The organism is Variovorax sp. P4_D9, from assembly GCF_056401695.1.
This window is the reverse complement of sequence record NZ_JBFUIU010000054.1, coordinates 1-23,402: the sequence shown is the minus strand read 5'-3', so window position 1 is coordinate 23,402 and position 23,402 is coordinate 1. Positions and strand designations below refer to the sequence as shown.

Sequence of the window (23,402 nt, the reverse complement as noted above, 5' to 3'; positions counted from 1 at the left end):
GGGGTATACGACGCCCTCGATCGGCGCGCGCACGCCGATGCGCCCAGAGGTATTCACGGTGCTCATTCCGGCTTCACTCCGATAGCCCGCACGACGTCCCCAAAGAGAGTCTTCTCGCGCTTCACGAAACTTTGGGCATCCGCGACGGTGCCGGGCGTGGTGTAGGTGCCGAACTCCCGAAATTTCGCCACGACGTCGTCCATCTTCATCGCCTCGTTGAACTCCTTGTTCAGGCGCTCCACGACAGCCGCGGGCGTGCCCTTGGGCGCCGCAATCATGAACCAGCCATATACATTCAGGTCGGGGACCGTTTCCTTCGCAAGCGGAATGCCCTCAAGTCCGGGAAGCACCTTGTCGGAGGCGACGGCCAGCGCCTTGAGCCGGCCCGCCTTGACGAGTTGCATCAATGGCCCCACGCCGTCGGTGTACATCGCGATGTCGCCGGCCACCACGGCCTGCACGCCCTGTCCAGTGGTCGCAAAGGGARCCTGCTGGAACGCAGCCTTGGTCTTGAGCGCAAGCAACTCGTTGGCGAGGTGCGGAATCGAGGTCCTGTTCGGGCTTCCGATCGCGACCTGGTCAGGGGCGGCTTTCGCCGCCTTGATGGCATCCGCGAGCGTCCTGGCGGCGAATTTGGGGCTGGCCGTGATCAGCATCGGYGTCAGGCCGACGATCGCCACCGTTTCGAAATCGCGTTCGATGTCGAACCGGGCTTCCTTGTAGGTGAGCGGGGTGACGGTTGCCACGGCAGCTTGAATCAAGGCGAAGGTGTAGCCGTCAGCCGGCGCCTGCTTGAGTTGGTTCATCGCCAGGATGCCGCCGGCGCCTGGCTTGTTCTCGACGATCACGGGCTGCCCCATCGAACGTGCCAACTTGTCGCCAAGTATGCGCGCAATGCTGTCAGGCGCAGTGCCAGCCGCTGTCGGCAGCACCAGCTTAATCGGCTTGGTTGGAAAGGTCTGGCTGAAGGCCGGCGCGCAGGCTGTCGCCAGCGCTACCGCGAACGCAGCCGCGGAATGCTTGAAATGGTGCACCTTGTCTCCTTGGATCGATCTTTTCGGATGTGCGGCGCTCTCAGGCGAGGCCCTTGGTCTTGAGCCATTGCTGGACCTTGCGGCCGACGGCCACCTGCCCCGACTCTTCGCCTTCGGTCAGCGCCATGCCGTGGTGATTGCCCCGCACCTTCTCGCGCGCCTTGTCGGTGCTTGCGAGGGACGCGAAGATCGCGTCCATGTCGGAGGGAAAGGCCGCCTGGTCGCCCGTGTACTCGAGCATGAGGGTCGGCAGCGTGATTTCCGGGCCGCATTTCTCAAAGCTGGCGTTGGAGCTGATGCCCGACCAGGTGGACAGCCACGATTCAGGGATCACGAGGCGCGCGAAGCCCACGCTGCCGAGGTTCGAGGTGTAGGGGTCTTGTCCCCAGAGCGTGCCGACGTCCCGGTCGGATGGATCAATGCTGAGATCCCAGCAACGCAGGTCCGCGTCCGTGCGCCAGACCGGAAAGATCGGCGTGTTGGCACCCTGGCGGCGCAGTTCGGCCGACGGCACATCACCCTCGCCGAGTTGCTTGAGTTTCTTGCGGGCCGCAGCCCGCGAGCGCAGCAGGTCCTTTGCGTGGGCGTCGAGCCGCTCCACCCGCGTGCGCTGGGCGGACTTGTAGCGCTCGATGAACTCGGTCGAGTACTTCGACGACGCGGGTGGCTCGGTGAAGCCGTTGGCCGGATCGAAAGGGTCCAGCGAGGCATCGACGGACATCGGGTCCTGCTCGTCGACCACTGATGGATCGATGCAGTTCATCAGCAGCTTGCCCTGACCCGGGTGCGGCGAGACGAAGATCAAGGCATCCGGCGCAGGCATGTCTGCCGCGCCCAATTTGACGGGACGGCCGCCCGGCGTGCTCTCCAGCCTCGCCTCGGGTGCCCGTAGCGCCTGCTGCGTGTAGAAGGCATAGAGACCAGCGCCTCCCGAGAGGCCGAGCAGCACGATCTTCTCGAACCCCAGCTTGCGCAGATGTGCGACCCCGGCCGCGACGTCCAGGAGTGCAACCTCGTGCTCGAGGCGCAGGTCGTTGCCGATCGAGCGCGGCGCCTGGACCCAGCATGCGCAGCCGGCATCCAGCACGTCGGGTACAAGGTAGGGGGTCCCCGAGAACTCCCGCGGATGCATCATGCAGACCACGGTCTTCTCGTCGCCGGATTCCGTATACAGGAAGCCCAGCGTTCGCTGGTTGTCCGCGGTTCTCAGGCCATGGGGCTTGACCTTGTAGGGCCGGTCCATTCTCGTCGGGTTCCAGCCCGCCCCTCTCAGCCCGGCCGTTACGCTTGCCTTGGGTCGCTCGCTCATCGCGTGGTCTCCTGTCGTATTTAATGTTGCGTTAATTTAATGTAGATCAAATTTAATGGCCCGTCAAATAGGCGAGAATGCGAACATGAAAGCATCTGCAACCAGGAACGGCGCAGCCCGCGCCGCACAGGCCTCGGCCGAGCAGAGGTCGAGCACTGACGCACCCATTCCGCGGCGGCGCGGCCGACCTAGCAAGGTCGAGGCGACTGACGCGACCGTCACGCCCTTGTTGTCGCGCGAAGCGATCATCGACAAGGCCGTGGAACTCGCGATGGTCGAGCCACTGAGCGACCTCTCGATCGTTGGACTCGCGCGACAGTTCGGGGTCACGCCTGCGCTGATCCACTACTATGCAGGCAGCCGGGACGACCTGATCTCGGGGGTTATCAACCGCTACTTCATGGAGCGGGTGGAGCAGCTCAAACCCCTCAATCGTGACAACTGGCGAAGCAATGTCGAAGACCACGCGCACGCGATCTTCGACGTGATGCGCAAATATGGAGGAGTGCTGCGCTACCTGATGTCGCACAACCGGTTCCGGCTTTTCCAGCAGGTGGGCGCCGGTGAGACCGACTACGGCATGGTTTACCTCAATCGCATCGCAGACATTTTCCGCAGCGGAGGCTTCAGCCCGGAGCAATGCGCCCTCGGCTACCACCTCTTGATGCAGTACGTGATGACCTCCGCCTACACCGAGGTGAACCGCCAGATGCCTGCGGAGCACGGCGACTACATCCTGGGCCGGATCCGCGCGACGTCTGCGGACCAGTACCCTGCCGCACACTTCTTCGCCGAAGCGTTCTCCCGACTCGACACGGCTACAGCGTTCGATGCCGGGCTTCACATCCTCCTTGATGGCATGCAAAAGTGGTTGCCTGCCGCGTCGGGACTCGACTCGACGGCCAAGAAGAAAGGCAAGACCCGCGGCGCCTCGGCTTGACGTTGTTGTACTTCAACCCATCGCAAGCACGCCTGAGGCTCCGGTGGCCATTCCTCGTCGAAGAGGTCGCGGGCCGGCGCCGCGAGTGACGCGGGCAGCTGCCGCTGGGCTTGAACAGGAGCGTTGCGCTGCCCACTTGCAGGCAAGTTCAGCCCCGATTGCCCGCTCGATCGACGGGCGAGGTCCACCGAAACGCCCGTCGGTGCCTGGCCGTCTGTCTGCTGGGCAAGAATGGGATTGCCGAGATTGATGGTGGCGCGCAAGGTGCCACTGGGCGCCAGCGCTTCGACGTCGTCCTGCGAGTAGTTCACGGTGCTTGTCCGGCGCGATCAACGGGACCCATCGGCGGGCACGAAGAGCTGGCCTTCCATGAGTTGACGCGCACTGCGGCTCATGACGGCCTTGTTCACGGTCCAGGCGCCGTCCGCTTCGGACGCGTCCGCACCGACCGTCAGCGTTCCGGAAGGATGGCCAAACCGAATTTCTTCGTGGCGCCCACCGCCAAGGACTCGGACCACCAGCGTTCTCGGAATTCCGGCAGCCACCGCGATGGCCACCGCACCCGTGCCGGTCATGGCGTGATGAAGCTATTCCATGGAAAAGATGCGGGCGCACAAATTCATGTCTTCAGGTCGAACTTGCTTGCCGCTGGATGCGGTATAGGCGGCCGGGGGCGCGACGAACGCAAGCTTCGGCGTGTGGGGTCGTTTCTCTGTGGCCTCTGCGGCCGTCTTTGCGGGACCCATGGCGACGGTTGCATTGGCCCGGATGGCTTCGCAACGGGCGAGCAGAGCGGCGTCGGAGTTGACCTCCGGTTGGAGTTCCAACCCCGTCAAGCCCAGCGTCGCGGCGTCCACGAAGATGGTGGGATTGCCCGCATTGATGAGCGTTGCCTCCACGGCTCCGATGCCTGGAACGTCCACGGTGTCGATCATCCTTCCGGTCGGGAACATCGCACCCCCCTCGCCTTCCTCGTCCGCGCCCGGCTCCAGGAACTCGAGCTTGATCTCGGCTGCAGGGAACGTGACGCCGTCGAGCTCGAAATCGCCCGACTCAAGAACCTCACCGTCGCGCATCGGAACCTGGGCAACGATCTTCTTCTGGATGTTCGCTTGCCAAATTCGAACGGTAGCGAAGCCGTCCTTCGGCGCCTGAACGAGGCCTCGCTCGATCGCGAAGGGACCGACGGCGGAAGTCAGATTGCCGCAGTTTCCGCTCCAGTCGACGACCGGCGATTCGATGGTGACGGCGCCGAACAGATAGTCGACATCGCAGTCGTCACGGGTGCTGGGGCCGACGATCACGACCTTGCTGGTGCTGGAGGTGGCGCCCCCATGCCGTCGATCTGCTTCCCAATGCTTCCCAAAGGGGATCTGGGCTACCCGTGAACCGAAGCATCAGCGCATCGCGTGCAGCCCCGGGCCTCCGAGCGGCTTCAGGTAAGTCCGCGAGGTTGAAGAAGATGCCCTTGCTCGTTCCCCCCGCGTGTACGTGGCGCGGATAGCAATTTGTGAAGACTTCGTGCTCATGGAATTCCTTTGGGATGAGAGGTGAACGCTATGCAGACGGGACTGCCGGTGGTGGTCAGTCGCGTGACTTTTGAGTTTCTTGCATCGACGCAGACGATCGAGTCGGCGTCTTCTTTCGCGACGACCAGGTCGCCGCCGGGAAGGAGCGTGATGAAACGAGGTACCTTGCCGTGAACGCCCGTCCAGGCGGGCGAAAAGAGAGAGCCGCTGCCAACATCGATCGCGTAGCGCACGACTCTTCCAGGGCCGGATCAGAGGATTGATGCCCAATCGGCGGTGCAGCGACAGCATGGCGATCACGCACAGATGGTAGGTGGTCGAGCCATCAAGTCGAGCCTTCGGGCAGGTTATTGGCGCGGACCTCTTCGGCATCGCGATCGGCGCGCTGACCGTTGGGCCGCTGTCGGACCGCAAGGGGCAAGACGGTGATCCTGCTCACGCTGGCACTGTGTGCTGTCGGGACCTTCGGCTGTGCCTGGTCCCACTCGATCCCGGAGATGACGGCGTAGCGCTTGTCGCGGCAGGCTTCGTGCTCGCGCTGCTGCTGGTGTGTGTCGAGCGGGGCTTGGGCTCGTTCCTGGAGCTCGAGGTGTGTGTGTTCTTCGCGGGTTTCCTCGTCAGCGGCGCGCTGTCTCCATGAACACGCTGGCGGCGGTTTTCTACCCCACGCAGAGCCGCGCCAGCGGCGTGAGCTGGATGCTGGGCATCGGCCGCTTCGGCGGCATCCTGGGCGCGATGGGTGGCGGCTGGCTGCTCGGCGCGGGTTGGGACATCAGCCGCATCTTCATGACCCTGGCGGTGCCCACGCCGCTCGCCGGACTGGCCCTCGCCTTCAAGTGCCTGCGCTACCGCGAAGTGCACGAGGTCGCGGTCGGGCGACGTCGTTGGCGCGCATTGACCGATCCACATTCCAAGGGGACACACCATGATCAAGACACGAACCCAAGTCGGCATCGTCGGCGCCGGCCCGGCCGGGCCGCTGCAGCCCGAATCCGGTCATCCGGGCCAATCGTCTGGGCGTCGCCAGCCGTTGGAGCTATCCAATTCCACAAAAGTAGATTGAAGAGCAATTTTTTTCTCTCCTTCTGCTTTTTGATGCAAATTTGAGAAAATCATGCGCAGCGGTGATGCTTAGACTGGACGCACTTCCACAGCGACTGCACGTCATGGCGGTATGGTTGGTGCGCGTAACCCACGCATTCCGTCCACTTTGCGAGAACCTGAATGAACGCCCTACGCCGCAAGAATCCATTTGCTGTCTTTCTCCTGCCATTCGCAGCGTCGCTGATCGTGTTCTGCGCGCCGGCATCGGCCCAGGAGTGGCCGACCAGGCCGGTCACGATGATCATGGGTTTTCCGGCCGGGTCCGGGGTGGATGTGGTGGCGCGCGCCATCCAGGAGCCGCTTGGCAAGCACCTGGGGCAGCCGGTCGTCATCGATTACAAGTCCGGCGCGGCAGGCAACCTCGCCAGTGAATACGTCGCCCATGCCAAGCCGGACGGCTACACCCTCGTCTTCGGCACGGCCGCCACGCACGGCAGCAATGCGGCGATCTACAAGAAGCTCGCGTTCGACGTGGAAGACGACTTCGTGCCCGTGTCCCCGGTGCTGGACGTCTCGAACGTGCTGATGGTGAATACCGATGTCGTCCCGTCGAAGACGCTCAAGGAATTCGTCGAGCTGATCAAGGCCAACCCGGGCAAGTACGACTACGCATCGACCGGCAACGGCGCCGGCACGCACATGGCGTTCGCTGAATTCAATTCGCGTCTGGGCCTCAACATGGTTCATGTGCCCTACAAGGGCGGGCCCGAAGCCATCCTGTCGGTGGTGCGCGGCGAGACCTGCTGCATCATGAACCAGGTGCAAACGGCACTGCCGCAACTGGCTTCCGGCAAGGTGCGCTTCCTCGGCGTGACCACGGTCAAGCCGGTGGCGGCCATCAAGGACGTGCCGACCATCGCATCGAGCGGGCTGCCGGGCACGCAGGCCTTCGACAGCGCCATCTGGTTTGCCGTGTTTGCGCCAAAGGGAACCGACCCAACCATCGTCGACAAGCTCAACAAGGCAATCCGGGCCGTGATGGAGCAGCCCGAGTTGCGCGCAAAATTCGAAGGCCAGGGCAACACCGTGCGCATCGAATCGCCGGTCCAGTTCAAGCAGACCGTGCATGCCAACCGCCTGAAGTGGGCAGAGGTCGCCCGGACCGCCAACATCAGCCTGGACTGAACTCGTCATCCAAGAATGAAAACAGATACTTCTTCCTCCTTGTCTCGTTCTCCGCTGGATTCTTCGCCCGGCGGTCTGGCCGCGCTCGAGCGGCGTCTTGCCAAAGACCTCGAATGGCTAGGCTGGCCGGCACGCGACTGGATGCCGCCCTGCGCACATGACGGCCAGGCGGTGCTGGACGTGGCGATCATCGGCGGCGGACAGGCAGGCCTCGCCGCCGCCGTGGGCTTCGCGCAGCTGGGGATCCGTGCCGTGGTGTTCGACCGTGCGGGCGCCGGCCTCGAAGGCCCCTGGGCCACCACTGCGCGCATGGAGACGCTGCGCTCGCCCAAGGAGCTCACCGGACCAGCGATGGGGCTGCCGGCACTCACGTTCCGCGCATGGTTCGAAGCGCAGTTCGGGCCGGACGCATGGACGGCAATGGACAAGATCCCCCGCCTGCAATGGATGGACTATCTGCGCTGGTACCGGCGCGTGATGGCGGTGGATGTGCGCAACGACACGCAAGTGCTTGCCATCCACCCGCGCGCCGACGCGATGGTGGGCCTCGACCTGCAGACGCCCAGCGGCGCCAGCAAGGTGCTGGCGCGCCGCGTCGTGCTGGCCACGGRCCGCGACGGCCTGGGCGGCCCGACGGTTCCCGCCTTCGTGCGCGGGCTGCCGAGAGCCCGGTGGGCCCACTCCTCGGACGAGATGGACTACGACAGCCTCGCCGGCCTGCGCGTCGGCGTGATCGGTGCCGGCTCGTCGTCGATGGACAGCGCGGCCACGGCGCTGGAGGCCGGTGCGCGCAGCGTCGACCTGCTGATCCGGCGCGACGACCTGCCGCGCGTCAACAAGGGCAAGGGCGCCGGCGTTCCGGGTCTCACGCAGGGCCATTACGACCTGCCTGACGAACTCAAGTGGCGCCTGCGCCACTACATCAACGTCGCGAACGTGCCGCCGCCGCGCGGCAGCACCCAGCGCGTCTCGCGCCACCCCAACGTGCGCTTCAACTTCGGCTGCCCGATCCGGGGCGTCAAGATGGCAAGCGATGCACTGGCCATCTCGACCCCCAAGGGTGAATTCCAGGTCGACTTCCTGATCGTCGCTACCGGTTTTCGCATCGACTGGTTCAGCCGGCCCGAGTTCGCGGCCATCGCCCCGCACATCCGGGCCTGGAAAGACCGCTTCGAGCCCGCGCCCGGAAACGAAGACGAAGAGCTGTCCGACTCGCCCGATCTGGGGCCGGCCTTCGAACTGCAGGAGAAATCGGCGAGCGCATGCCCGGGCCTCGACCGCATCCATTGCTTCTGCTACCCGGCCGCGTTGTCGCATGGCACCGTGTCGGGCGACATCCCCAACATCAGCGACGGCGCCAGGCGCCTTGCCGGCGGCCTCGCCAGCTTGTTCTACCGCGAAGACTTCGCGCAGCACTTCGCCAACCTCGAGGCCTACGACGAGCCCGAGCTGCTCGGCGACGAATGGGTGCCGGCGCCACCGCCCGGTGCACCCGCCCGCGAGCCGCTGCAGACCGTGACCGGCTGAGCGCCGCACGCCGCCTCTTTTTTTCCAGACGACAGCCCACCCACCAAGACATGACATCTACTGCATCGACCGTCGACGTGATCGACCAGGCCGTTCCATTGGCCACGGATGACCCCCTCTACGCACTCCGGCGACAGCGACCCAAGATCGTCGCGTCCACCCAGGGCAGCTACGAGGGCATGTTTTCACCGGCGGTGAAGGGCATCTCCGTCACCGAACGGCTGCTGGTGGCCCTGTATGCGTGCCGGCTGTCGAAGGCCGACACCTTAGCCGCGCACTACCGCGGCCGCCTGCTGGCCGAAGGTGCGGACGCCGGCCTGGTCGCTGCTGTCGCCAGCGGTAATGCGGCGGCCCAGGCCAACGAGCGTCTGCAGACGATCCTGGGGTTCACTGCCAAGCTGGTCGACCGCCCGATCGAGGGCGACCGCGCGGCGATCGATGCGCTCCTGGGCGTGGGCCTCACCACGCCCGCCATCGTCGCGCTGGGCCAGCTGATCGCGTTCCTGTCGTACCAGATTCGCGTGGCCGTCGGCCTGCAGGCGATGGCGCAAGCGGGGGCTGTGGAATGAGCGCGCCGATCCGCATCAACGGCTTCACCAACGAGGTGCTGGGCTGGAAGGCCTGGCTCGAAACGGTCGACCTGGCGAGCGCCAGCCCCGAGCAGATTGCAGCACTCGAGGAAATGAGCCCGCAGGCCAAGCAGTCCGCCTACTTCTTGCTGTTGGCGCACCAGCCCGAAATGCTGCTGCAGCGCTCGATTGCCTTCAACGCCATCATGTTCGCGCCCGGCGGCATGCCGCGCGCCGAACGGGAGCTCAGTGCTACGGTGGAATCGCGCCTCAACGGCTGCGTCTACTGCGCGTCGGTGCACGCCCAGCGCTTCGAGCAGTTGGCCAAGCGCAGCGACGTGATCACGCAATTGTTCGAGGATCCTCTTTCGGCGGGCACCACGCCGCGCGAGCAGGCCATCGTCAAGTTCTCTGCCGAGCTCGCGCTGAAGCCTGATGCACTCTCGGCCGCGCACGTCCGCGCGCTGCAGCAGGCCGGGCTGACCGACATGGAAGTCCTCGACCTGATCCATGCCGTGGCACTTTTCGCCTGGGCCAACCGGCTCATGCTCAACATGGGCGAGCCCATTTTTCCAGAGGTGGCCGCATGATCCGCTACACCCCCGAGCACCTCTGGGTGCGGCAGGAAGTGGGCGGCGCAACGGCGACCGTCGGCATCACGCGCCACGCGCAGGAAACGCTGGGCGACATCGTGCTGGTCGAACTGCCGGCGCTGGGCCGCCACGCGCAGGGCGCAGCGGTCGGTGTGGTGGAGTCGACCAAGACGGCCGCCGATCTGCACATGCCCACCACCGGCGAGATCGTCGAATGCAACGCCGTGCTGGTCRACCAGCCCGACCTGCTCAACACCGACCCGATGGGCGCGGGTTGGGTGTTCAAGCTCGACGCGATCGAGGCCGGCCAGTTCGATGCGCTGATGGACGAAGCCGCTTACGGGGCTTTCGCCGCCTGACCGGCGCGCCGGCTCAGCGCAGGCGGGCCTGAAGGCCCGCGACCGTTTCGCTCGCGAGGCCGAGCGGTTCGAGCAGGTCGTTGTCCTGCGCGTAGTCGCGGCCGGCCACCAGTGAAGCGCTGTCCACCATTGTGCGGGTCGCCGGCATCGGCACGTCCGCCAGACGGCCCAGCGCCTGCAGGAACACCAGTCCGTACGGCACGTCTTCCGTCAGGAAGCGCGTGTCCAGGCGGGTCGGGCCGGGCGGGCCGCCGCGCTGGGCGTGCAGCTCGTCCGCGATGTCCTGCAGCCGCGTGGCGGTGGTGCCGAACGAGCGCGCGAAATGCGCCTCGACGCTGCCGACCTCGATGCCGAAAGCATTGGCCAATGCGCGCCGCTCGGCGTCCAGCGCCTCGATCACCCGCGCCACGCCGGGCGTGAGGCAGTGGTACTGCGGCCAGGACTCGGCGCGTTCGATGCGGGTCCAGTTGAACAACGCCAGTGGCACGTGGGTGCCAGGATTGACGTTGGAGAGCGCGCTGGCCAGCGGGTTCGCCTGGCCCGAGAAGCCGTCGCCGAACAGCGTGGTGCACAACGCCACCGCCGCACCCGTCTGCGCCTGCGGCAGCGCCGATACGCCCACCGCGCTGCGCCGCATCATGATCCGCACATGGCCAGCCAATGGGCGGCGTGCGGTCAACACTGTGGTGTTGAAGCTGGCCACCGTGAGCCGCTTGCCGGCACGCAGGGTGCTTTCATGCAGGTAGAGGGCCGACAGCGAGGCCATCGAGCTGACGATCACGACTTGGCCGTCGCGCAGCCATGGCAGCAGCGCGTCCATCACGCGGCGATGGCCATTGGCTGGTACGGCAACCAGCAGCACGTCGCTGTCCCGGCAGAGCTGGGCCGGGTCATCCGCCACCTGCACGGCCAACGCGCCCTGGAGCAGCCCTTCGGTGTGCAGTGGGTTCGCGCGCAGGGCCTCGGTGCCGGCACCGCCGGGCGACCACAGCATGGTGCCGTGCCCGGCGCGGATAAGCCAGGCCGCGCTGGCGAGCGCGATCGCGCCGGCGCCCGCGATGCCGACGCGGTAGCGCTGCGCCTGTTCAATCAAGCTTGATGCCGCCGAGCTTGACGACGTCGGCCCAGCGCTGGCTGTCCTCGGCGATGATCTTTTCGAGCTCCGCCCTGCCGCCGCAGGTGCTGACGGCGCCCAACTGCGCAAAGTGCTGTTTCGTCTCGGGCAACTGGCACACCTCGAGCAGTGCGGCAGACAGCTTTTTCACCTGATCGGCCGGCATGTGGGCAGGCGCCATCACGCCCACCCAGATCGGCACCTCCATCCCGCGGAGCTTGCCGGCTTCGCCCACGGTCGGCGGATTGCCGAGCGTGGGCAGGTGCGCTTTCGAGAACGTGCCGAGCACGCGGGCCTTGCCGCTCTGAACCATCGGGTCGATCGACGCGGCGCTGGTGACGATCATCGAAACCTGCCCACCCATCAGATCGGTCAGCGCAGGGGAGGCGCCGCGGTAGGGGACGTGGAGCAGCGTGACGCCGGCAGCCTGGCCCAGCAATGCGCCGGTGAGATGCGACACCGTGCCGTTGCCCGTCGAGGCGTAGCTCACCTGCCCGGGGCGTGCCTTCGCGTCGCGCAGCACGTCGCCCAGGGTCTTGTAGGCACTGTCGGAGCGCACCGCCAGGGTCATGGGCGTGTCTGCGATCAACGCCACCGGGACCAGGTCGCGCCGGGGATCGTAGGGCAGCTTGGACTGCAGTTGCGGCGCCACCGTGATGGCGCCACCGGTGGCCATCAGCACCGTGGCGCCGTCGGTCGCCTTGGCCACGGCATCGGCCGCCACGATGCCGCCCGCGCCCGCCTTGTTGTCGACGATGACCGTGGTGCCCAGTTTGCCGTTGAGCTTGGCGCCGAGGTAGCGCGCGATGACGTCTTGCGCGCCACCCGGCGCGAACGGCACGACGATGCGCAGGGGCTTGTTGTCGGTTTGCGCCATGAGCGGCGACAGGGCCAGGCACGCCGCCAGGCCCAGGAACAGTTGATTCAAACGCAGCTTCATGATCAATCCAGGAATACAAAGGAAACCGAAGACGCGAGTCAAGAGATGGCGCTGCATGCGATCGAGCGCAGACTGCATGCCGCCACTCTTTGGCTCGCACCCAGTCTAGGCAGGGCCAGTGGGATTTGTTTTGCAGATTGCCGCCCCATTCGGGCGCATCGAGCAAACTCAATCCTTGTAGAGCGCCAGGGATCGAATATAAATGCTCCCAGTGGACTGGCCGAGTAGCGAAGCGGCGAGGTGGCGAGGTAGGCCGGGTCGTGTGAACAAACCTTCGGCGGACCGGCGCCCATCGTGCCTAGTCCTTCGCCACCGGGCTCCCTGTCGGCAATTGTTGCGTGACCAGCCTACCGCCCACATCCTTCAACAAGCGATTGAACTCGGGCGAGTCCGAGATGATCGTGCCCGCGGCCGCACGCAGGCGATCGACCGCCTCGTCGGGCAACACGAACGAAGTCGGCTGCTGATTCAGATACTTCAATTCGGCCTTGTCCTTCAACGCCGGAAATGAAACGTCGATGGCATAGATCTCGGCGTCCGGCCCGCGTATCGCCGCAGCAAGCGCCGGATCCTTGTTGTCCGCCATCGCCGCCGACGTCCGGATCTTGCGCATCGTGTTCCAGCGCGCGGCCATATCCCTCAACAATTCGACGGCCTCGAAAGAATTGCGGTCGATCGGGACACCGCTCGACTTCAGCAGGATCTGCACGCTGCCGGGAGGCGACTCCGATTCGTCCCATTGGGTCGGCGGCTCGGACAGTGAATTGACGATGAAGACGACGATCCTCTTTGCGCTGTCGAGCTGTGTAGGCACGCCGGCTTCCTGCATCGCCTCCAGGATCTCCAGCGAATCGAGCACGCCCCGCATGCCGACGTTGTCCGATACGCCGCCGTCCACCAGATGGAGGTAGGGCCTCCTGGCGCCGTCGCCGAACTCGCTCAGCGACCTGAGCGAGCGGATCGCCCGCGCGGCCGGGCGTGGCGGATTGTCGGTAACGGTGAACCGCTTGACCCAGGCGGGCGGCGTCATGTTGCAGGTGCCGCCGTAGTTGTTGAGCGTGATCGGCGAGAGAACCACCGGCACCGCCGAAGAGGCGGCCGCTGCGCGCGACAAAGGCACGGCGTTCAGGTCCGAGCACAGGACGTCGAAAACGCCCTGCTGGAAGACCACGCGGGCACCGCTCGAAATGTCGGTCGCCGATGCGAGGATCAGCGGCCCCTTGCCCCGGTTCAGGTCGCCGAAGGTGGCATTGTTGAACAGGACCTCGTCATAAAGCTGGGACGCCAGTTCGGAGCGCCCCCACCCCGGGGACGACAGTCTGGCCCAGTTGCCCGGATTCAACGATCGGGAAACGATTTCCCCCTGCACATCGCGCTTGAGAAAGCGCTGCTCGTAGTCAGCGAACAACTTGTCCCCGTAGAGGCCGTAGGCGAGCGCGGTGAAACTGCCGCCCGACACGCCTGTGATGATGTCGACCTCATCGAGCAGGCGTCCCGTGTTGCCCTTCGGTCCGACGATCTCGGTCCGGCGAAGGTACTCGAGAACGCCATACGAGAACGCGGCAGCCCGCGTACCGCCACCCGAGAACGCGAGGATGACCAGGGTGTCCTTGTTCTTGACCTGCGCCTGGCGCGTCTCGAACCGGTAGCCGGCGCCCGGATCGGCCTGGGCAATTGGCGGATTGATCGGCCGGGTTGCACAACCACCGAGCCACAGCAGGCTCGCGGCCAGGCACCATAAAGCAAGGCGCAGTCGAAGGCGGGTCATGGTCGCATCTCCTGACTCCGTGGAGTCAATTCGAGTTCAGCCTCCGGGCCCCAACCCCCGCCGAGTGCCAGCAGCAGGTTGACGCGCTGCACGCGCCGTTCGGCCTGCACGCGCAGCAGCGTCGAACGGGCGGCGAACACCGCCATCTCCTGCTGCGTGACTGTGCGCTGATCGCGCGAGCCCACGCGATAGCGGGCGTTCTCGATCTCGAGCACCCTTTGCGCCTCCTTCACCTGTCGATCGAGAATCGGCTCTCGCTGGCGCAGTGTGGCCTCTTCCGAGAGCGCCGTCTCGACTTCGTTGAAGGCCTTCAGCGCCGTCTGTGCCCAGGCGGCGGCGGCCTGCTTCTGCTCGGCGCTTCGGGCCTCTACCTGCGCCTGCAGCGCACCGCCATGGAACAGAGGCGCGACCAGGCCGGCGCCGATGCTCGCGTTCGGGTTGTCGCGATCCTTCAGGACGAACATCTCGCTCGTGATCGAGGAAAGCCCTGCCGTCAAGGACACGCGCGGCAGTCGCGCGGCCTGCGCCTCCTGCATGCGGTCGAAGGCCGCGGCGACCCGGCGCTCGGCGGCAACGATGTCCGGGCGCCGCTCGAGCAGTTCGGACGGCACGCCCGCTTCGACCGACAGGTCGATGCGCGGCCAGGTGTCGATGGTCTTGAGCTCGGCCGCCGGATAGCGGCCCAGCAGCAGCTCGAGCGAACGCAAGGACTTCGTATAGGCCAGGTCCAGCTGGCGTTCGGCGTCGAGATAGGTCTGCAGGGTCGCCTGTGCCAGCACCACGTCGGACTCGCTCGACGCTCCGATCCGCCAGCGCTGATCGGCCAGCGTGATCGATTGATTGCCGGCATCGATCATCTGGCGTGCCAGCTGGCGCTGCAAGGATGCCTCGGTCGCAAGGAACCATGACTTCGCGACGAGGGCCGCGATCGACTGCCGGGCCGCCGCGAGATCGGCCTGGGTCGACGCATACTGATCTTGGGCCGAGCGCGTCGCGTAGCGCACGCGGCCCCACAGATCGATTTCCCAGGAGGCCGAGATCAGCCAACCGTTGAGGCCCGAGCCGTCGCCGCCGAGCTTGCCGCCGCGCCGTCCGATGAAGTCGACGGCGGGCAGCGCCAGTGCGCCCGCCGCCTTGACGCCCGCGGCAGCCGACTCGACCCTCGCGGCCGATGCGCGCAGATCGTTGTTGTAGGTCAGCGCTTCGGCGACCACCCGGCTCAGTACGGGGTCGCCGAAGCCCGCGATCCAGTCGTTTCGCACGCCGCCCGGCACTGCGCCGGCTTTCCAGGCCGGCGGCATCGGCGCGTTGGGCAGCGCTTCGCTCGCGAGCGCCGCATTGTCGGGCGGCGGCTTCAACGCGCAGCCTGCGGCGCCCAGCCCCGCCAGCGCGAGCGCCATCCATATGCGCAAGGAGAGCGTGTTCATGGTCACCTCAATGCAGCTTGAGGATCAGCACGTCGAGCTTCGCGCCGACACGCAGGACGATCTTGCGGATGATGTGGATCAGCGCCAGATGCTGGGTGTAGATTGCGCCCTCGCCCACCGCGCCCGCAGCGAAGAACTCGTCCTGGTGCTTCGGGTCGACCTCGAGCCTGACACCGAAGCGGCCCGGCGGGACCGCCACCGTGCCGGTCGTCGGCAGTTGCGTCGAGTTCACCAGCTGGCCCTGGGCCTGGGCCCAGACGATGGATTCGACCTTGGCCTTGAAGATGTGGCCGGGCCGGGTCTTCAGGGAGAACTCGGCTTCATCCCCGGTCGCGACCTCGTGCAGCTCGTTCTGCTGGTAGAGGGCGATGACCTGGTACTCGTTCTCGACGAAGGTCATCGCGGGAGTGATCGGAAACGCCGCCGTCATCGAGCCGCGCCTGAGCTGCAGGTTGATCGCATAGCCGTTGGAGGGAGCGACGACGGTGGTCTGCGAGAGCTCCCACCGGGCGCTCTCGAGCTGTGCCTTGATCTGCGCAATCTCGGCCTGGTCGTCATCGACGGTCGCCGACAGGCTGGCGCGCACCTGCGCCTCGCCGGCAATCGATGCCGCGAGTTGCGCCTGCAGTTCCAGCACGTTGGCTTGCGCCTGCTCGAGCGCGAAGCGATCGCCCGCGCCTGCCGCGACGAGTTGGCGGTTCTGCTCGACCCGCTTGCGCGCGAGCTCGAGTTGAGCGCGCACCGCGCCGGATTTCGAGGTCGCGGCATTGAGCTCGGCGCGCATCTTTCGCGTCCCCCCCTGCGCATTCGCCAGCTGGGCCTCCAGCGCCTTGACCTGCAACTGGTAGGGCGTCGGATCGATCCTGAACAGCACGTCGCCGCGCTTGATCGGTTGATTCGGCTCGATCGGCACCTCGATCACCTGCCCCTTCACCTGCGGCACGATGTTCACCACGTACTTGAAGACCCGCACGTCGGCGCTCGACGGTGCATAGATGTTGAGCAGCATGATCAACACCGACATCGCGACCACCGGGATGGTCACCACGATCACCATCGAGACGTTGTTCCAGGGCAGCCACTTGAACTTGAAGAAGATCAGCCAGACGAAGAAGGCGTAGATGCCGAGCAGGATCGCTTCCATTACGCGGCGCTCCCTTCAGGCGCTGCGGCACCCTCAACCATGCGTTGCTGCGCGGCCCGCACCCGCTCGCGCACCAGCCTGAGTTCGGGCGTCAGGCCGCCGCGCCGCTCCAGCGTAGCCAGTTCGCCAAGCAGGTGATCGAGGTGCTCGGCTTCGAACTCGTCGCGGTGTGCACGCTCGCCGTGCTCGATGAAGAAGTCCTCGTGCTTCTCGGTGCCGAAGGCCATCTTGTAGCCGATCGGCCGCGTATAGGCCCAGAGCCACGCGATCGGCCACAGCAAGCCGCCGAAGACGAGCGACAGCAGGCAAAGCGTATGGATCGCGGCCTTCTGCGGGTGGTGGTTCTTTTCGGCGATCTTCTCGGGCATCACGTGCAGCATCCAGAACAGCGCGATCCCGAGGATCGGCACCAGCACGAGCACGACATAGGACATGACGTCGGCCATCGTGTCGAGCGCTTCGCCTTCGAGGAACGAAGCGTGGGCATGGGGGGCCCACCCCCATGACAGCGCGATGACAATGCTCAGGCAGGTGCGCAGCGCTGCGCTGCCCGAGCCTCTGGAACGTTCAATTGGCTGATGCAAGGTTCGATCTCCCTGTCGATTGCCAAATGTAACGTAACCAGAAGTGCTTCATTTGCAATCGAAACTTCAGCGCATCGTCCGGCCCACCGGCCCGAGGCGGCGGCCGGTCGCCCGGTAGGCGTCCTCGACCCAGGCGCACAGCAGCGGTCGCGTGCTCGCGGGCTCGATGATGTCGAGCACCCCGAAGCGCTCGGCAGTGCGCATCGGCGACGAGACCGCGTGGTAGTGCGCCTCGATCTCCAGCCGGTGCGCCACCGGGTCTTCGGCGGCGGCGATGTCCTCCTTGAAGGCCGCGGCGACGCCGCCCTCGACCGGGATCGAGCCCCAGCGCGCCGATGGCCATGCGTACCGGTTCGGCAGCGCCGTCCCCGAAGGCCCATGCCAGGGGCTCAGCATCGCGCCGGCCAGGCCCACGCAGCGTCGCAGCACGATCGCCAGCCATGGCACGCCTGACTGTTCGATGGCGTGCAGCGTCTGCAAGGCGGCCGAGAGCGTGCCCTCGCGTTCGGCGTCGGGCCCGGTCATCACGCCCGGCTGGTCGACCATGTTGACGATCGGCAGATGGAAGGTGTCGCACAGGTCAACGAAGCGCGCCATCTTCAGCGCAGCGGCGCGCGTCAAGGCCCCACCCATCACCATCCGCGTGGCCGTTGAGCCTGGCAAGGCAGGTGATGGTCGAGCCGCCGAAGTCGGGCGACATCTCGAAGATCGAGTCCTGGTCGAAGATCGCCTTGAGGATCTTGCGCGGCTGGAAGATCTTGCGCTTGTCGGCCGGGATCGCCTGGTTGAGCCAGGGGTCGCAACGATCGGCCGGATCGTCGCAGGCTGCGCGCGGCGGCTGTTCCCACACGTTGCTGGGCAGATAAGACAGGAACTTCCGCGTGGCTTGCAGTGCCTCTTCCTCGGTGTCGACGGCCAGTTGCACAGCGCCGCTGTGGCGGTGCATCGCGTCATAGCCGCCAAGCGACTCCTTGTCGATGTCGAGGCCGAGCGCCTGCTTCACCACGGGCGGCCCGCCGGCGAAGATCTGGCTCTTGCCGCGAATCATGATGGCCAGGTGCGCGGAGCCGACCCGCAGCGCGCCCAGGCCGGCGCAGGCGCCCAGCGCGATGCCGACCACAGGCACTGCGCCAAGCAGCTGCGTCATCGGCAGCATTGGATAGCCCGGGATCTTGGTGTGTCCGAGCTTGTCGAGCAGCTTGACGCTGCCGCCCGCGCTGTCGACCATGCGCACGATCGGCAGCTTGTATTCCCACGCATAGCGGTCGGCGAAGATCCACTTCTCCGACACCGAGCCCTCGGAGGAGCCGGCGCGAATCGTGAAGTCGTCCGAGGCCACCACGTTGCGCCGCTCGGCGATCTTGCCGACGCCGACGACGGCATTGCTGGGCGTGAAGCTCTCGCGCTTGCGGTCGGCGCCGTACTTGACGCCGCCGGCCAGCGCGCCGATCTCCTTGAAACTGCCGGCATCGAGCAGGCCATCGATGCGTTCGCGCGCCGTGAGCTTGCCCTGCGCGTGATGGCGCGCGACCTGCTCCTCGCCGCCGAGTTCGCGTGCGATCGCACGCCCTTGCGCCAGTTCGTCCAGGTCGGCGGCCCACTCGCCCGTTGCGGGCCGGGATGTCTCGGTCGTGTTCATTTTGAAGTTGCTCCGGTTGAATGGCGCGCCAGGTAGGCGTCGCGCAGGTCGTTCTCGGTTACCTTGCCGGCGTGGTTGCGCGGCAGCGCGTCGACGAACTCGATCACGCGCGGTTTCTTGTAGCCGGCGATCAGCTCGGCGCAATGCCGCGCCAGCGCGTCGGCTTCGATCGCTTGTCCAGGTCGGCGCACCACGAAGGCAGCCACCACCTCGCCCAACTTGGCGTCGGGCAGGCCGAGCACCGCCACCTCGGCGACCGCCGGGTGGGCCTGCACCGCATCCTCGACCTCGCGCGCATAGACGTTGAAGCCGCCGCTGATCATCATGTCCTTGTTGCGGCCCACGATGTAGAGAAAGCCCTCGTCGTCGAAGCGGCCGAGATCGCCGCTGTAGTACCAGCCGTCGCGGATCGATTCGAGCTCCAGGTCGGGCCGGCGCCAGAAGGCCACCTCGCCGATGCCGCGGTGCCAATCGCGATCTCGCCCACTTCGCCGGCGGGCAACACAGTATCTAAGCAGGGCAGCGAGAAATCGACAACTGTCAGTGGCCTTGCCTGGACGGATTGGTGCGCCGAATGATCGGTCGTGGCCTCCGTCGGCTGGATCGATGCGCAGGAGTGCGAGATCATTCCAGTCCATGGATCCACACCAAGGTCCCCGCTGGGGATGGTTGCCCATCGAGGGCAGCTGGCGCTACCACCTCCTCCTGGCAGGCACGGGCATGTTCGTCCTGGGTCCGTTGGCCGGCGTGACTGCGGCCTATATGAATTTCTCGCTCGGATTCTTCGTGGGCGGCCAGGTGCTGGCGGGGCTGCTCGGGTCCGCCGTCACCGCGGGCTACGGTGCGGCAGGGCGGCACGGCGCCAACTACATCCAGACCGCGGCCGCCTCGGTCGCCAGCATGAGCGGGCTGGGCGTACTGCTGCAGGCCATGGCGTGGATGGGGCTGCCGCAGCCGCCTGGCTGGCAGATGGCGCTGTACCTGGCCTGCATCGGCATGTTCGGCGTCGGCGTGGGCATGCTCTACACGCCGGTGCTGGTGGACCGCATGCACCTGGTCTTTCCGTCCGGGCTGGCGGTGGCCAACATTCTGCGGGCGCTGACCGACACCGCGCTGCTGCGGCGCTCGGTGCGGCAGCTCGGAGGCGGCGTTGTCCTTGGCCTGGTCACGGGACTGAGCACAGCCCGCCTGCCGCTACCGGCCGCCATCGAACTGTCGGCGTCCACCTTCGGCGCGGGACTCGTGATCGGCGCGCGCATCGGCATTCCCGCGGTGGTGGGCGGGTTGACCGGCGTGGTGCTGCAGCCGTTCTTCGTCCGGATCGGCTGGCTGGAGACCGGCGACCCGCCGCGCAAGATCATGTTCCTCATCGCGTTGGGCACGATCATGGGCGCAGCCCTGGTGGACTTGATGCTGATATTCGCGCGCGCCCTGCCCCGCGCGCGGCGGCAGGCTGCAAGCAATGCGCCGCCGCCGGCCGTCGACGACTGGCGGAGGGTGAACAGCACCCGACTGGTGATGTGGGTGGCCTTCTGGGCGGCCGCCACCGTGGCCTGCGRCCACTGGCTGCTGGGACAGCCCGCTTTCTTTCTGCTGGTGGCCGTGGCGCTGGTGTTCCTCTTTGCCCTGGTCAACGGTATCTCGGTCGGTATCAGCGACTCCAACCCTATCTCTTCGGCCTTCGTCGTGACGGTCGTCATCCTCGCCGCGCTGGGCCTGCGCGATCCCGGCGTGGGCCTAATGGTCGGCGCGGTGCTGTTGGTGGCGACCAGCGTGGCCTGCGACATGCAGCAGGACCGCTCCACCGGCTGGCGGCTCGGCACGCCACGCGTGCCGCAGTTCCGCTACCAGGTGCTGGGGATCGTCATGGGCGCCGTGCTGGCGGTGGTGTTCGCGCGGCTGTTCATGGCGGCCTATCCGGTGCTGCTGCAGGACCAGACGGTGCTCAAGGCCGACCAGCAGCCGGCCGGTTGGAGTTCGGCCATGACGTTCAAGTTCGTGGGCGTGCTGCGAGGCCTGGCACAAGACCTGCCGTTCCAGCGCGTCGCCATCGGCGTGGGCATCGTCGCCGGCCTGACGATCGAAGTGCTGCGCAAGTGGGTGCGCCCGCGCAATTTCGTGCTGGACGCCGTCGTGCTGCCTTCTCCCTACGCGCTGTCTTTCGGCGGGTTCGTCAGCCTGCCGACGTCGCTGTGGCTCGGCGCGGGCGGCGTTGCAGGCAGCCTGTGGGCGGCGCGCGCGCCAGTGCGGCGCGATGTACCGGAAGACATGAGCAGTGCTTCGCTGTTTGGCGGCGGATTGATCGCCGGCGATGCACTGGCGGCGGTGGGGATTGGCGTCGCCAGCTTGCTGGCGGTGTTGACTTAGGCCAGACTTAGGCCCCCTCCCAAGCGCGATTGCGCTTGATCAAGGYCGACAGTCTCCGACCGGTTGGTTTCGTACTCAGCTCATTCGGCGCGGGACCATAGATGGCCGCTCAGTCGGGTCGTGGCAATGGTGCGAGTTGAGAATTGGGTTCGGCGTTCTCCGACGCGCGCAAGAACCGGCTCGACCTGAGCGTGGGCATCGCCTGGGCAGCGCGTCGCAGATCGCGCTGTTCGTGGCACCGGCGCTGGCGTTGCTGAGCTATTTCATCGGACCGGCCCCAATGGACCTGCAGTTCTGGCCAGGCGCCGTGGTGATGGTGCTTATCGCCACCCTCACCGCAGTGTTCGTTACGAACAGTGGGCGCTCGGCCTGGTTGGTCGGTGTGTTGCTGCTCATGGTGTATCTGATCTTCGCCATGGACTACCTGATGCCGCAGGAGCGGTGAAACAAGAATGCAATCCCGGCGATCTCGACCCGGCTCTGACCCGCGAGCGCCAGCAACGAGTCCCGCCCAGCGAGCCCCGCGCCACACGATCAGCGGCTCTCGCAAACGATCCGAATGCCGGAGTAGCTTCCAACCGCCCTGGTCCCGGTGTTGTCTGTGTCGGTCATCACGGCGACAGCCAATACCGGGCCCGGTTCGGCGCCATAGGCCTTCCTGTAGTCGTCGGCGAGGTTGCGCCGCACTGATTGCCAGCGGCCCAGGTCGGCTGACCCCGAGGCCACGGCCAGCATCTCGACCTGGCTCGTGTGCGCCGAGGGAATCATGGTGCCCACGGGGACTTGATCAGTCCAGATGTACATCAGCACCGCGTAGGGCACCTCGCGCCGGGCCAGATTCTTCGCGCGACTGAATCGCTTCCGCTCCGTATCGGGCAAGGTGGCGACATCGCCGTCGAAGGCCACCAGCACGCGCAGTGGCGCGTCCTCACGGTCCTTGTCGCGGTTGTCAGCGCCCGCAATCAGCGCATCGGTCTTCCAATCCCAGCTGAGGGTCATGGGCGTGCGAAGCGCAGGCTTCAGCGGCGCCACGAAAAGCGAGGCCGATCGGTCCGCGGTGGCACACAGCACCGCCGAGCGATCGCCCTCGTGCACCAGGCCGCATTCTTTCGCCCGAATGCGACTCTATCTCCTCGGCTGACTCCGCAATCGACACCCGCGTAGGACATCCCATTACCCGCAGCCCCTTGAAGCGACGGTCGCGTTCATTCCAGATCGCTCTCTTGCTTCCGATCGCGGAAACCTGAGCGAAGTTTGAACGGCCCGCAGTGAGCGCGCAAGAAGGGCGTCGCCGACATTTTCGATGGACAGTGGTGCCGGCGTTGCCTCCCGAGTCAGAACGCGTCCGGCCCCAGCGCGTTGGCCGAGGCCGCCCCCTCCACGATGCTGTCGCGCAACCCCGACACTCGCGTCAGCAGGTGCTCGGCGTAGAAGTGCRCGATGGCGATCTTCTGGCGCATGAACTCGACGTCGTCCCCGGCAGCGCGCTTGGACTGGGCCGCCAGCAGTGCACGGCCGAGCTGCCAACCCGCCACCAGGTTGCCGGCCAGCATCAGGTACGGCACCGACCCGGCGTACACCGCGTTGGGGTCGGTCCGGCCGCGGGCGACGATGAAGTCGACCACGTCGAGGAAGGCCCTTCGCGCCACGGCCAATCGGCCGGCCACCGCATGCGCAGCCTCGCTGTCGCTCCCTCGCAGCGTCGCCTCGGTGGCTTCGATCTCGGCGGCGATCGCCTTCGCGACGGCGCCGCCGTCGCGCGCGGTCTTGCGGCCGACCAGGTCGTTGGCCTGGATCGCCGTGGTGCCTTCGTAGATCGTGAGGATCTTGGCGTCGCGGTAGTACTGCGCCGCACCGGTCTCCTCGATGAAGCCCATGCCGCCGTGCACCTGCACGCCGAGCGAGGCCACTTCGAGGCTCATCTCGGTGCTGTAGCCCTTGACCAGCGGCACGATGAATTCGTAGAAGGCCCGGGCGCTTTGGCGTGCCTCGCCGTCAGGGTGCGCATGCGCAGTGTCGTAGGCCGCCGCAGCGGTGAGCGCCATCGCGCGGCATCCTTCCGTCAGCGCGCGCATCGTCAGCAGCATCCGACGCACGTCGGGGTGGTGGATGATCGCAGCCGCGCCGGGCAGCGAGCCGTCCACCGGTCGACCCTGTACCCGGTCCTTGGCGTACGCAGCGGCCTGCTGGTACGCGCGCTCGGCAACGGCGACGCCCTGCAYGCCCACGGCGTAACGCGCGGCGTTCATCATGATGAACATGTACTCSAGGCCGCGGTTYTCCTSGCCGACCAGATAGCCGATGGCGCCCCCATGGTCGCCGTATTGCAG

At 66.3% G+C, this 23,402-nt stretch carries 24 protein-coding genes and 1 pseudogene; 10 read left to right on the top strand and 15 right to left on the bottom strand.

Translation table 11 applies throughout. The features are described 5' to 3' along the window. Positions 1–62: 62 nt before the first annotated feature. Together AC1DY5_RS08815 and AC1DY5_RS08810 are read right to left on the bottom strand one after the other, a co-directional pair. Positions 63–1,034: a Bug family tripartite tricarboxylate transporter substrate binding protein gene (locus AC1DY5_RS08815; protein ID WP_478110874.1), complete on the bottom strand. Its 972-nt coding sequence runs from the start codon at positions 1,032–1,034 to the stop codon at positions 63–65. 40 nt (positions 1,035–1,074) lie between these two features. Then, positions 1,075–2,343: an alpha/beta hydrolase gene (locus AC1DY5_RS08810; RefSeq protein WP_478110872.1), complete on the bottom strand. Its 1,269-nt coding sequence runs from the start codon at positions 2,341–2,343 to the stop codon at positions 1,075–1,077. 226 nt (positions 2,344–2,569) lie between these two features. Here AC1DY5_RS08810 and AC1DY5_RS08805 point away from each other — a divergent pair, with 226 nt between their 5' ends. After that, complete coding sequence (locus tag AC1DY5_RS08805; RefSeq protein WP_478110870.1) at positions 2,570–3,283, top strand: TetR/AcrR family transcriptional regulator; 714 nt, start codon at positions 2,570–2,572, stop codon at positions 3,281–3,283. A gap of 329 nt (positions 3,284–3,612) precedes the next feature. Here the strand turns inward: AC1DY5_RS08805 and prpF are convergent. Together prpF and AC1DY5_RS08795 are read right to left on the bottom strand one after the other, a co-directional pair. Beyond that, a pseudogene (prpF, locus tag AC1DY5_RS08800) lies at positions 3,613–4,812 on the bottom strand (2-methylaconitate cis-trans isomerase PrpF). Then, a complete protein-coding gene (locus tag AC1DY5_RS08795) occupies positions 4,809–5,045 on the bottom strand; it encodes a hypothetical protein (protein ID WP_478110868.1) in 237 nt (78 codons plus the stop codon). The pseudogene prpF and the gene AC1DY5_RS08795 overlap by 4 nt, the downstream one beginning before the upstream one ends. Positions 5,046–5,125: 80 nt before the next feature. Between AC1DY5_RS08795 and AC1DY5_RS08790 the strand changes: the two genes are divergently transcribed. The 7 genes from AC1DY5_RS08790 (at position 5,126) to AC1DY5_RS08760 (ending at position 10,089) form a co-directional block, all read left to right on the top strand. Beyond that, positions 5,126–5,452, top strand: coding sequence for a hypothetical protein (locus tag AC1DY5_RS08790; RefSeq protein ID WP_478110865.1), 327 nt, complete (start codon positions 5,126–5,128; stop codon positions 5,450–5,452). After that, entirely contained in the window at positions 5,449–5,919 is a 471-nt protein-coding gene (locus AC1DY5_RS08785; RefSeq protein ID WP_478110863.1) for a hypothetical protein, read from the top strand. The genes AC1DY5_RS08790 and AC1DY5_RS08785 overlap by 4 nt, the downstream gene beginning before the upstream one ends. A 117-nt stretch (positions 5,920–6,036) precedes the next feature. Continuing rightward, on the top strand, positions 6,037–7,041 hold the full coding sequence (locus AC1DY5_RS08780) for a Bug family tripartite tricarboxylate transporter substrate binding protein (protein WP_478110861.1): 1,005 nt from the start codon (positions 6,037–6,039) through the stop codon (positions 7,039–7,041). A 39-nt stretch (positions 7,042–7,080) separates the two neighbouring features. Continuing rightward, the gene (locus tag AC1DY5_RS08775) at positions 7,081–8,568 is read left to right on the top strand and encodes an NAD(P)-binding domain-containing protein (RefSeq protein WP_478110859.1); all 1,488 of its coding nucleotides are present in this window, start codon (positions 7,081–7,083) and stop codon (positions 8,566–8,568) included. 50 nt (positions 8,569–8,618) lie between these two features. Continuing rightward, entirely contained in the window at positions 8,619–9,137 is a 519-nt protein-coding gene (locus AC1DY5_RS08770; protein ID WP_478110856.1) for a CMD domain-containing protein, read from the top strand. Then, positions 9,134–9,727 (top strand): peroxidase-related enzyme, encoded by a 594-nt coding sequence (locus tag AC1DY5_RS08765; RefSeq protein ID WP_478110854.1) that lies wholly within the window; start codon positions 9,134–9,136, stop codon positions 9,725–9,727. Before AC1DY5_RS08770 ends, AC1DY5_RS08765 begins: the two co-directional genes overlap by 4 nt. Continuing rightward, the gene (locus AC1DY5_RS08760) at positions 9,724–10,089 is read left to right on the top strand and encodes a glycine cleavage system protein H (protein WP_478110852.1); all 366 of its coding nucleotides are present in this window, start codon (positions 9,724–9,726) and stop codon (positions 10,087–10,089) included. Before AC1DY5_RS08765 ends, AC1DY5_RS08760 begins: the two co-directional genes overlap by 4 nt. A gap of 13 nt (positions 10,090–10,102) precedes the next feature. On the opposite strand, the gene AC1DY5_RS08755 is transcribed toward AC1DY5_RS08760, so the two are convergent. From AC1DY5_RS08755 to AC1DY5_RS08715, 9 genes are all read right to left on the bottom strand, one after another. Further along, on the bottom strand, positions 10,103–11,182 hold the full coding sequence (locus AC1DY5_RS08755) for an NAD/NADP octopine/nopaline dehydrogenase family protein (RefSeq protein ID WP_478110850.1): 1,080 nt from the start codon (positions 11,180–11,182) through the stop codon (positions 10,103–10,105). Next, complete coding sequence (locus AC1DY5_RS08750; RefSeq protein WP_478110848.1) at positions 11,175–12,143, bottom strand: Bug family tripartite tricarboxylate transporter substrate binding protein; 969 nt, start codon at positions 12,141–12,143, stop codon at positions 11,175–11,177. The genes AC1DY5_RS08755 and AC1DY5_RS08750 overlap by 8 nt, the downstream gene beginning before the upstream one ends. A 298-nt stretch (positions 12,144–12,441) precedes the next feature. After that, positions 12,442–13,911 (bottom strand): patatin-like phospholipase family protein, encoded by a 1,470-nt coding sequence (locus AC1DY5_RS08745; RefSeq protein WP_478110846.1) that lies wholly within the window; start codon positions 13,909–13,911, stop codon positions 12,442–12,444. Continuing rightward, the gene (locus AC1DY5_RS08740) at positions 13,908–15,338 is read right to left on the bottom strand and encodes a TolC family protein (RefSeq protein WP_478110844.1); all 1,431 of its coding nucleotides are present in this window, start codon (positions 15,336–15,338) and stop codon (positions 13,908–13,910) included. Before AC1DY5_RS08740 ends, AC1DY5_RS08745 begins: the two co-directional genes overlap by 4 nt. A 7-nt stretch (positions 15,339–15,345) precedes the next feature. Then, the gene (locus AC1DY5_RS08735) at positions 15,346–16,482 is read right to left on the bottom strand and encodes an HlyD family secretion protein (protein ID WP_478110841.1); all 1,137 of its coding nucleotides are present in this window, start codon (positions 16,480–16,482) and stop codon (positions 15,346–15,348) included. After that, the gene (locus AC1DY5_RS08730; RefSeq protein WP_478110839.1) at positions 16,482–17,066 is read right to left on the bottom strand and encodes a DUF3302 domain-containing protein; all 585 of its coding nucleotides are present in this window, start codon (positions 17,064–17,066) and stop codon (positions 16,482–16,484) included. The genes AC1DY5_RS08735 and AC1DY5_RS08730 overlap by 1 nt, the downstream gene beginning before the upstream one ends. A gap of 66 nt (positions 17,067–17,132) precedes the next feature. Continuing rightward, a complete protein-coding gene (locus AC1DY5_RS08725) occupies positions 17,133–17,663 on the bottom strand; it encodes a carboxyl transferase domain-containing protein (protein WP_478110837.1) in 531 nt (176 codons plus the stop codon). Continuing rightward, complete coding sequence (locus AC1DY5_RS08720; RefSeq protein ID WP_478110835.1) at positions 17,647–18,705, bottom strand: carboxyl transferase domain-containing protein; 1,059 nt, start codon at positions 18,703–18,705, stop codon at positions 17,647–17,649. Before AC1DY5_RS08720 ends, AC1DY5_RS08725 begins: the two co-directional genes overlap by 17 nt. Further along, a complete protein-coding gene (locus AC1DY5_RS08715) occupies positions 18,702–19,154 on the bottom strand; it encodes a class I adenylate-forming enzyme family protein (protein ID WP_478110832.1) in 453 nt (150 codons plus the stop codon). The genes AC1DY5_RS08720 and AC1DY5_RS08715 overlap by 4 nt, the downstream gene beginning before the upstream one ends. A gap of 187 nt (positions 19,155–19,341) precedes the next feature. Here AC1DY5_RS08715 and AC1DY5_RS08710 point away from each other — a divergent pair, with 187 nt between their 5' ends. Next, entirely contained in the window at positions 19,342–21,072 is a 1,731-nt protein-coding gene (locus AC1DY5_RS08710) for an OPT/YSL family transporter (RefSeq protein ID WP_478110829.1), read from the top strand. A 136-nt stretch (positions 21,073–21,208) separates the two neighbouring features. Next, on the top strand, positions 21,209–21,517 hold the full coding sequence (locus AC1DY5_RS08705) for a hypothetical protein (protein WP_478110826.1): 309 nt from the start codon (positions 21,209–21,211) through the stop codon (positions 21,515–21,517). Between the two features lie 89 nt (positions 21,518–21,606). On the opposite strand, the gene AC1DY5_RS08700 is transcribed toward AC1DY5_RS08705, so the two are convergent. Further along, positions 21,607–22,167 carry a DUF3047 domain-containing protein gene (locus AC1DY5_RS08700; RefSeq protein ID WP_478110824.1) on the bottom strand — a complete coding sequence of 187 codons (561 nt, stop codon included), beginning with the start codon at positions 22,165–22,167 and terminating at the stop codon, positions 21,607–21,609. A gap of 239 nt (positions 22,168–22,406) precedes the next feature. Beyond that, a partial coding sequence (locus AC1DY5_RS08695; RefSeq protein ID WP_478110821.1) for an acyl-CoA dehydrogenase occupies positions 22,407–23,402 on the bottom strand: 996 nt, incomplete at its 5' end.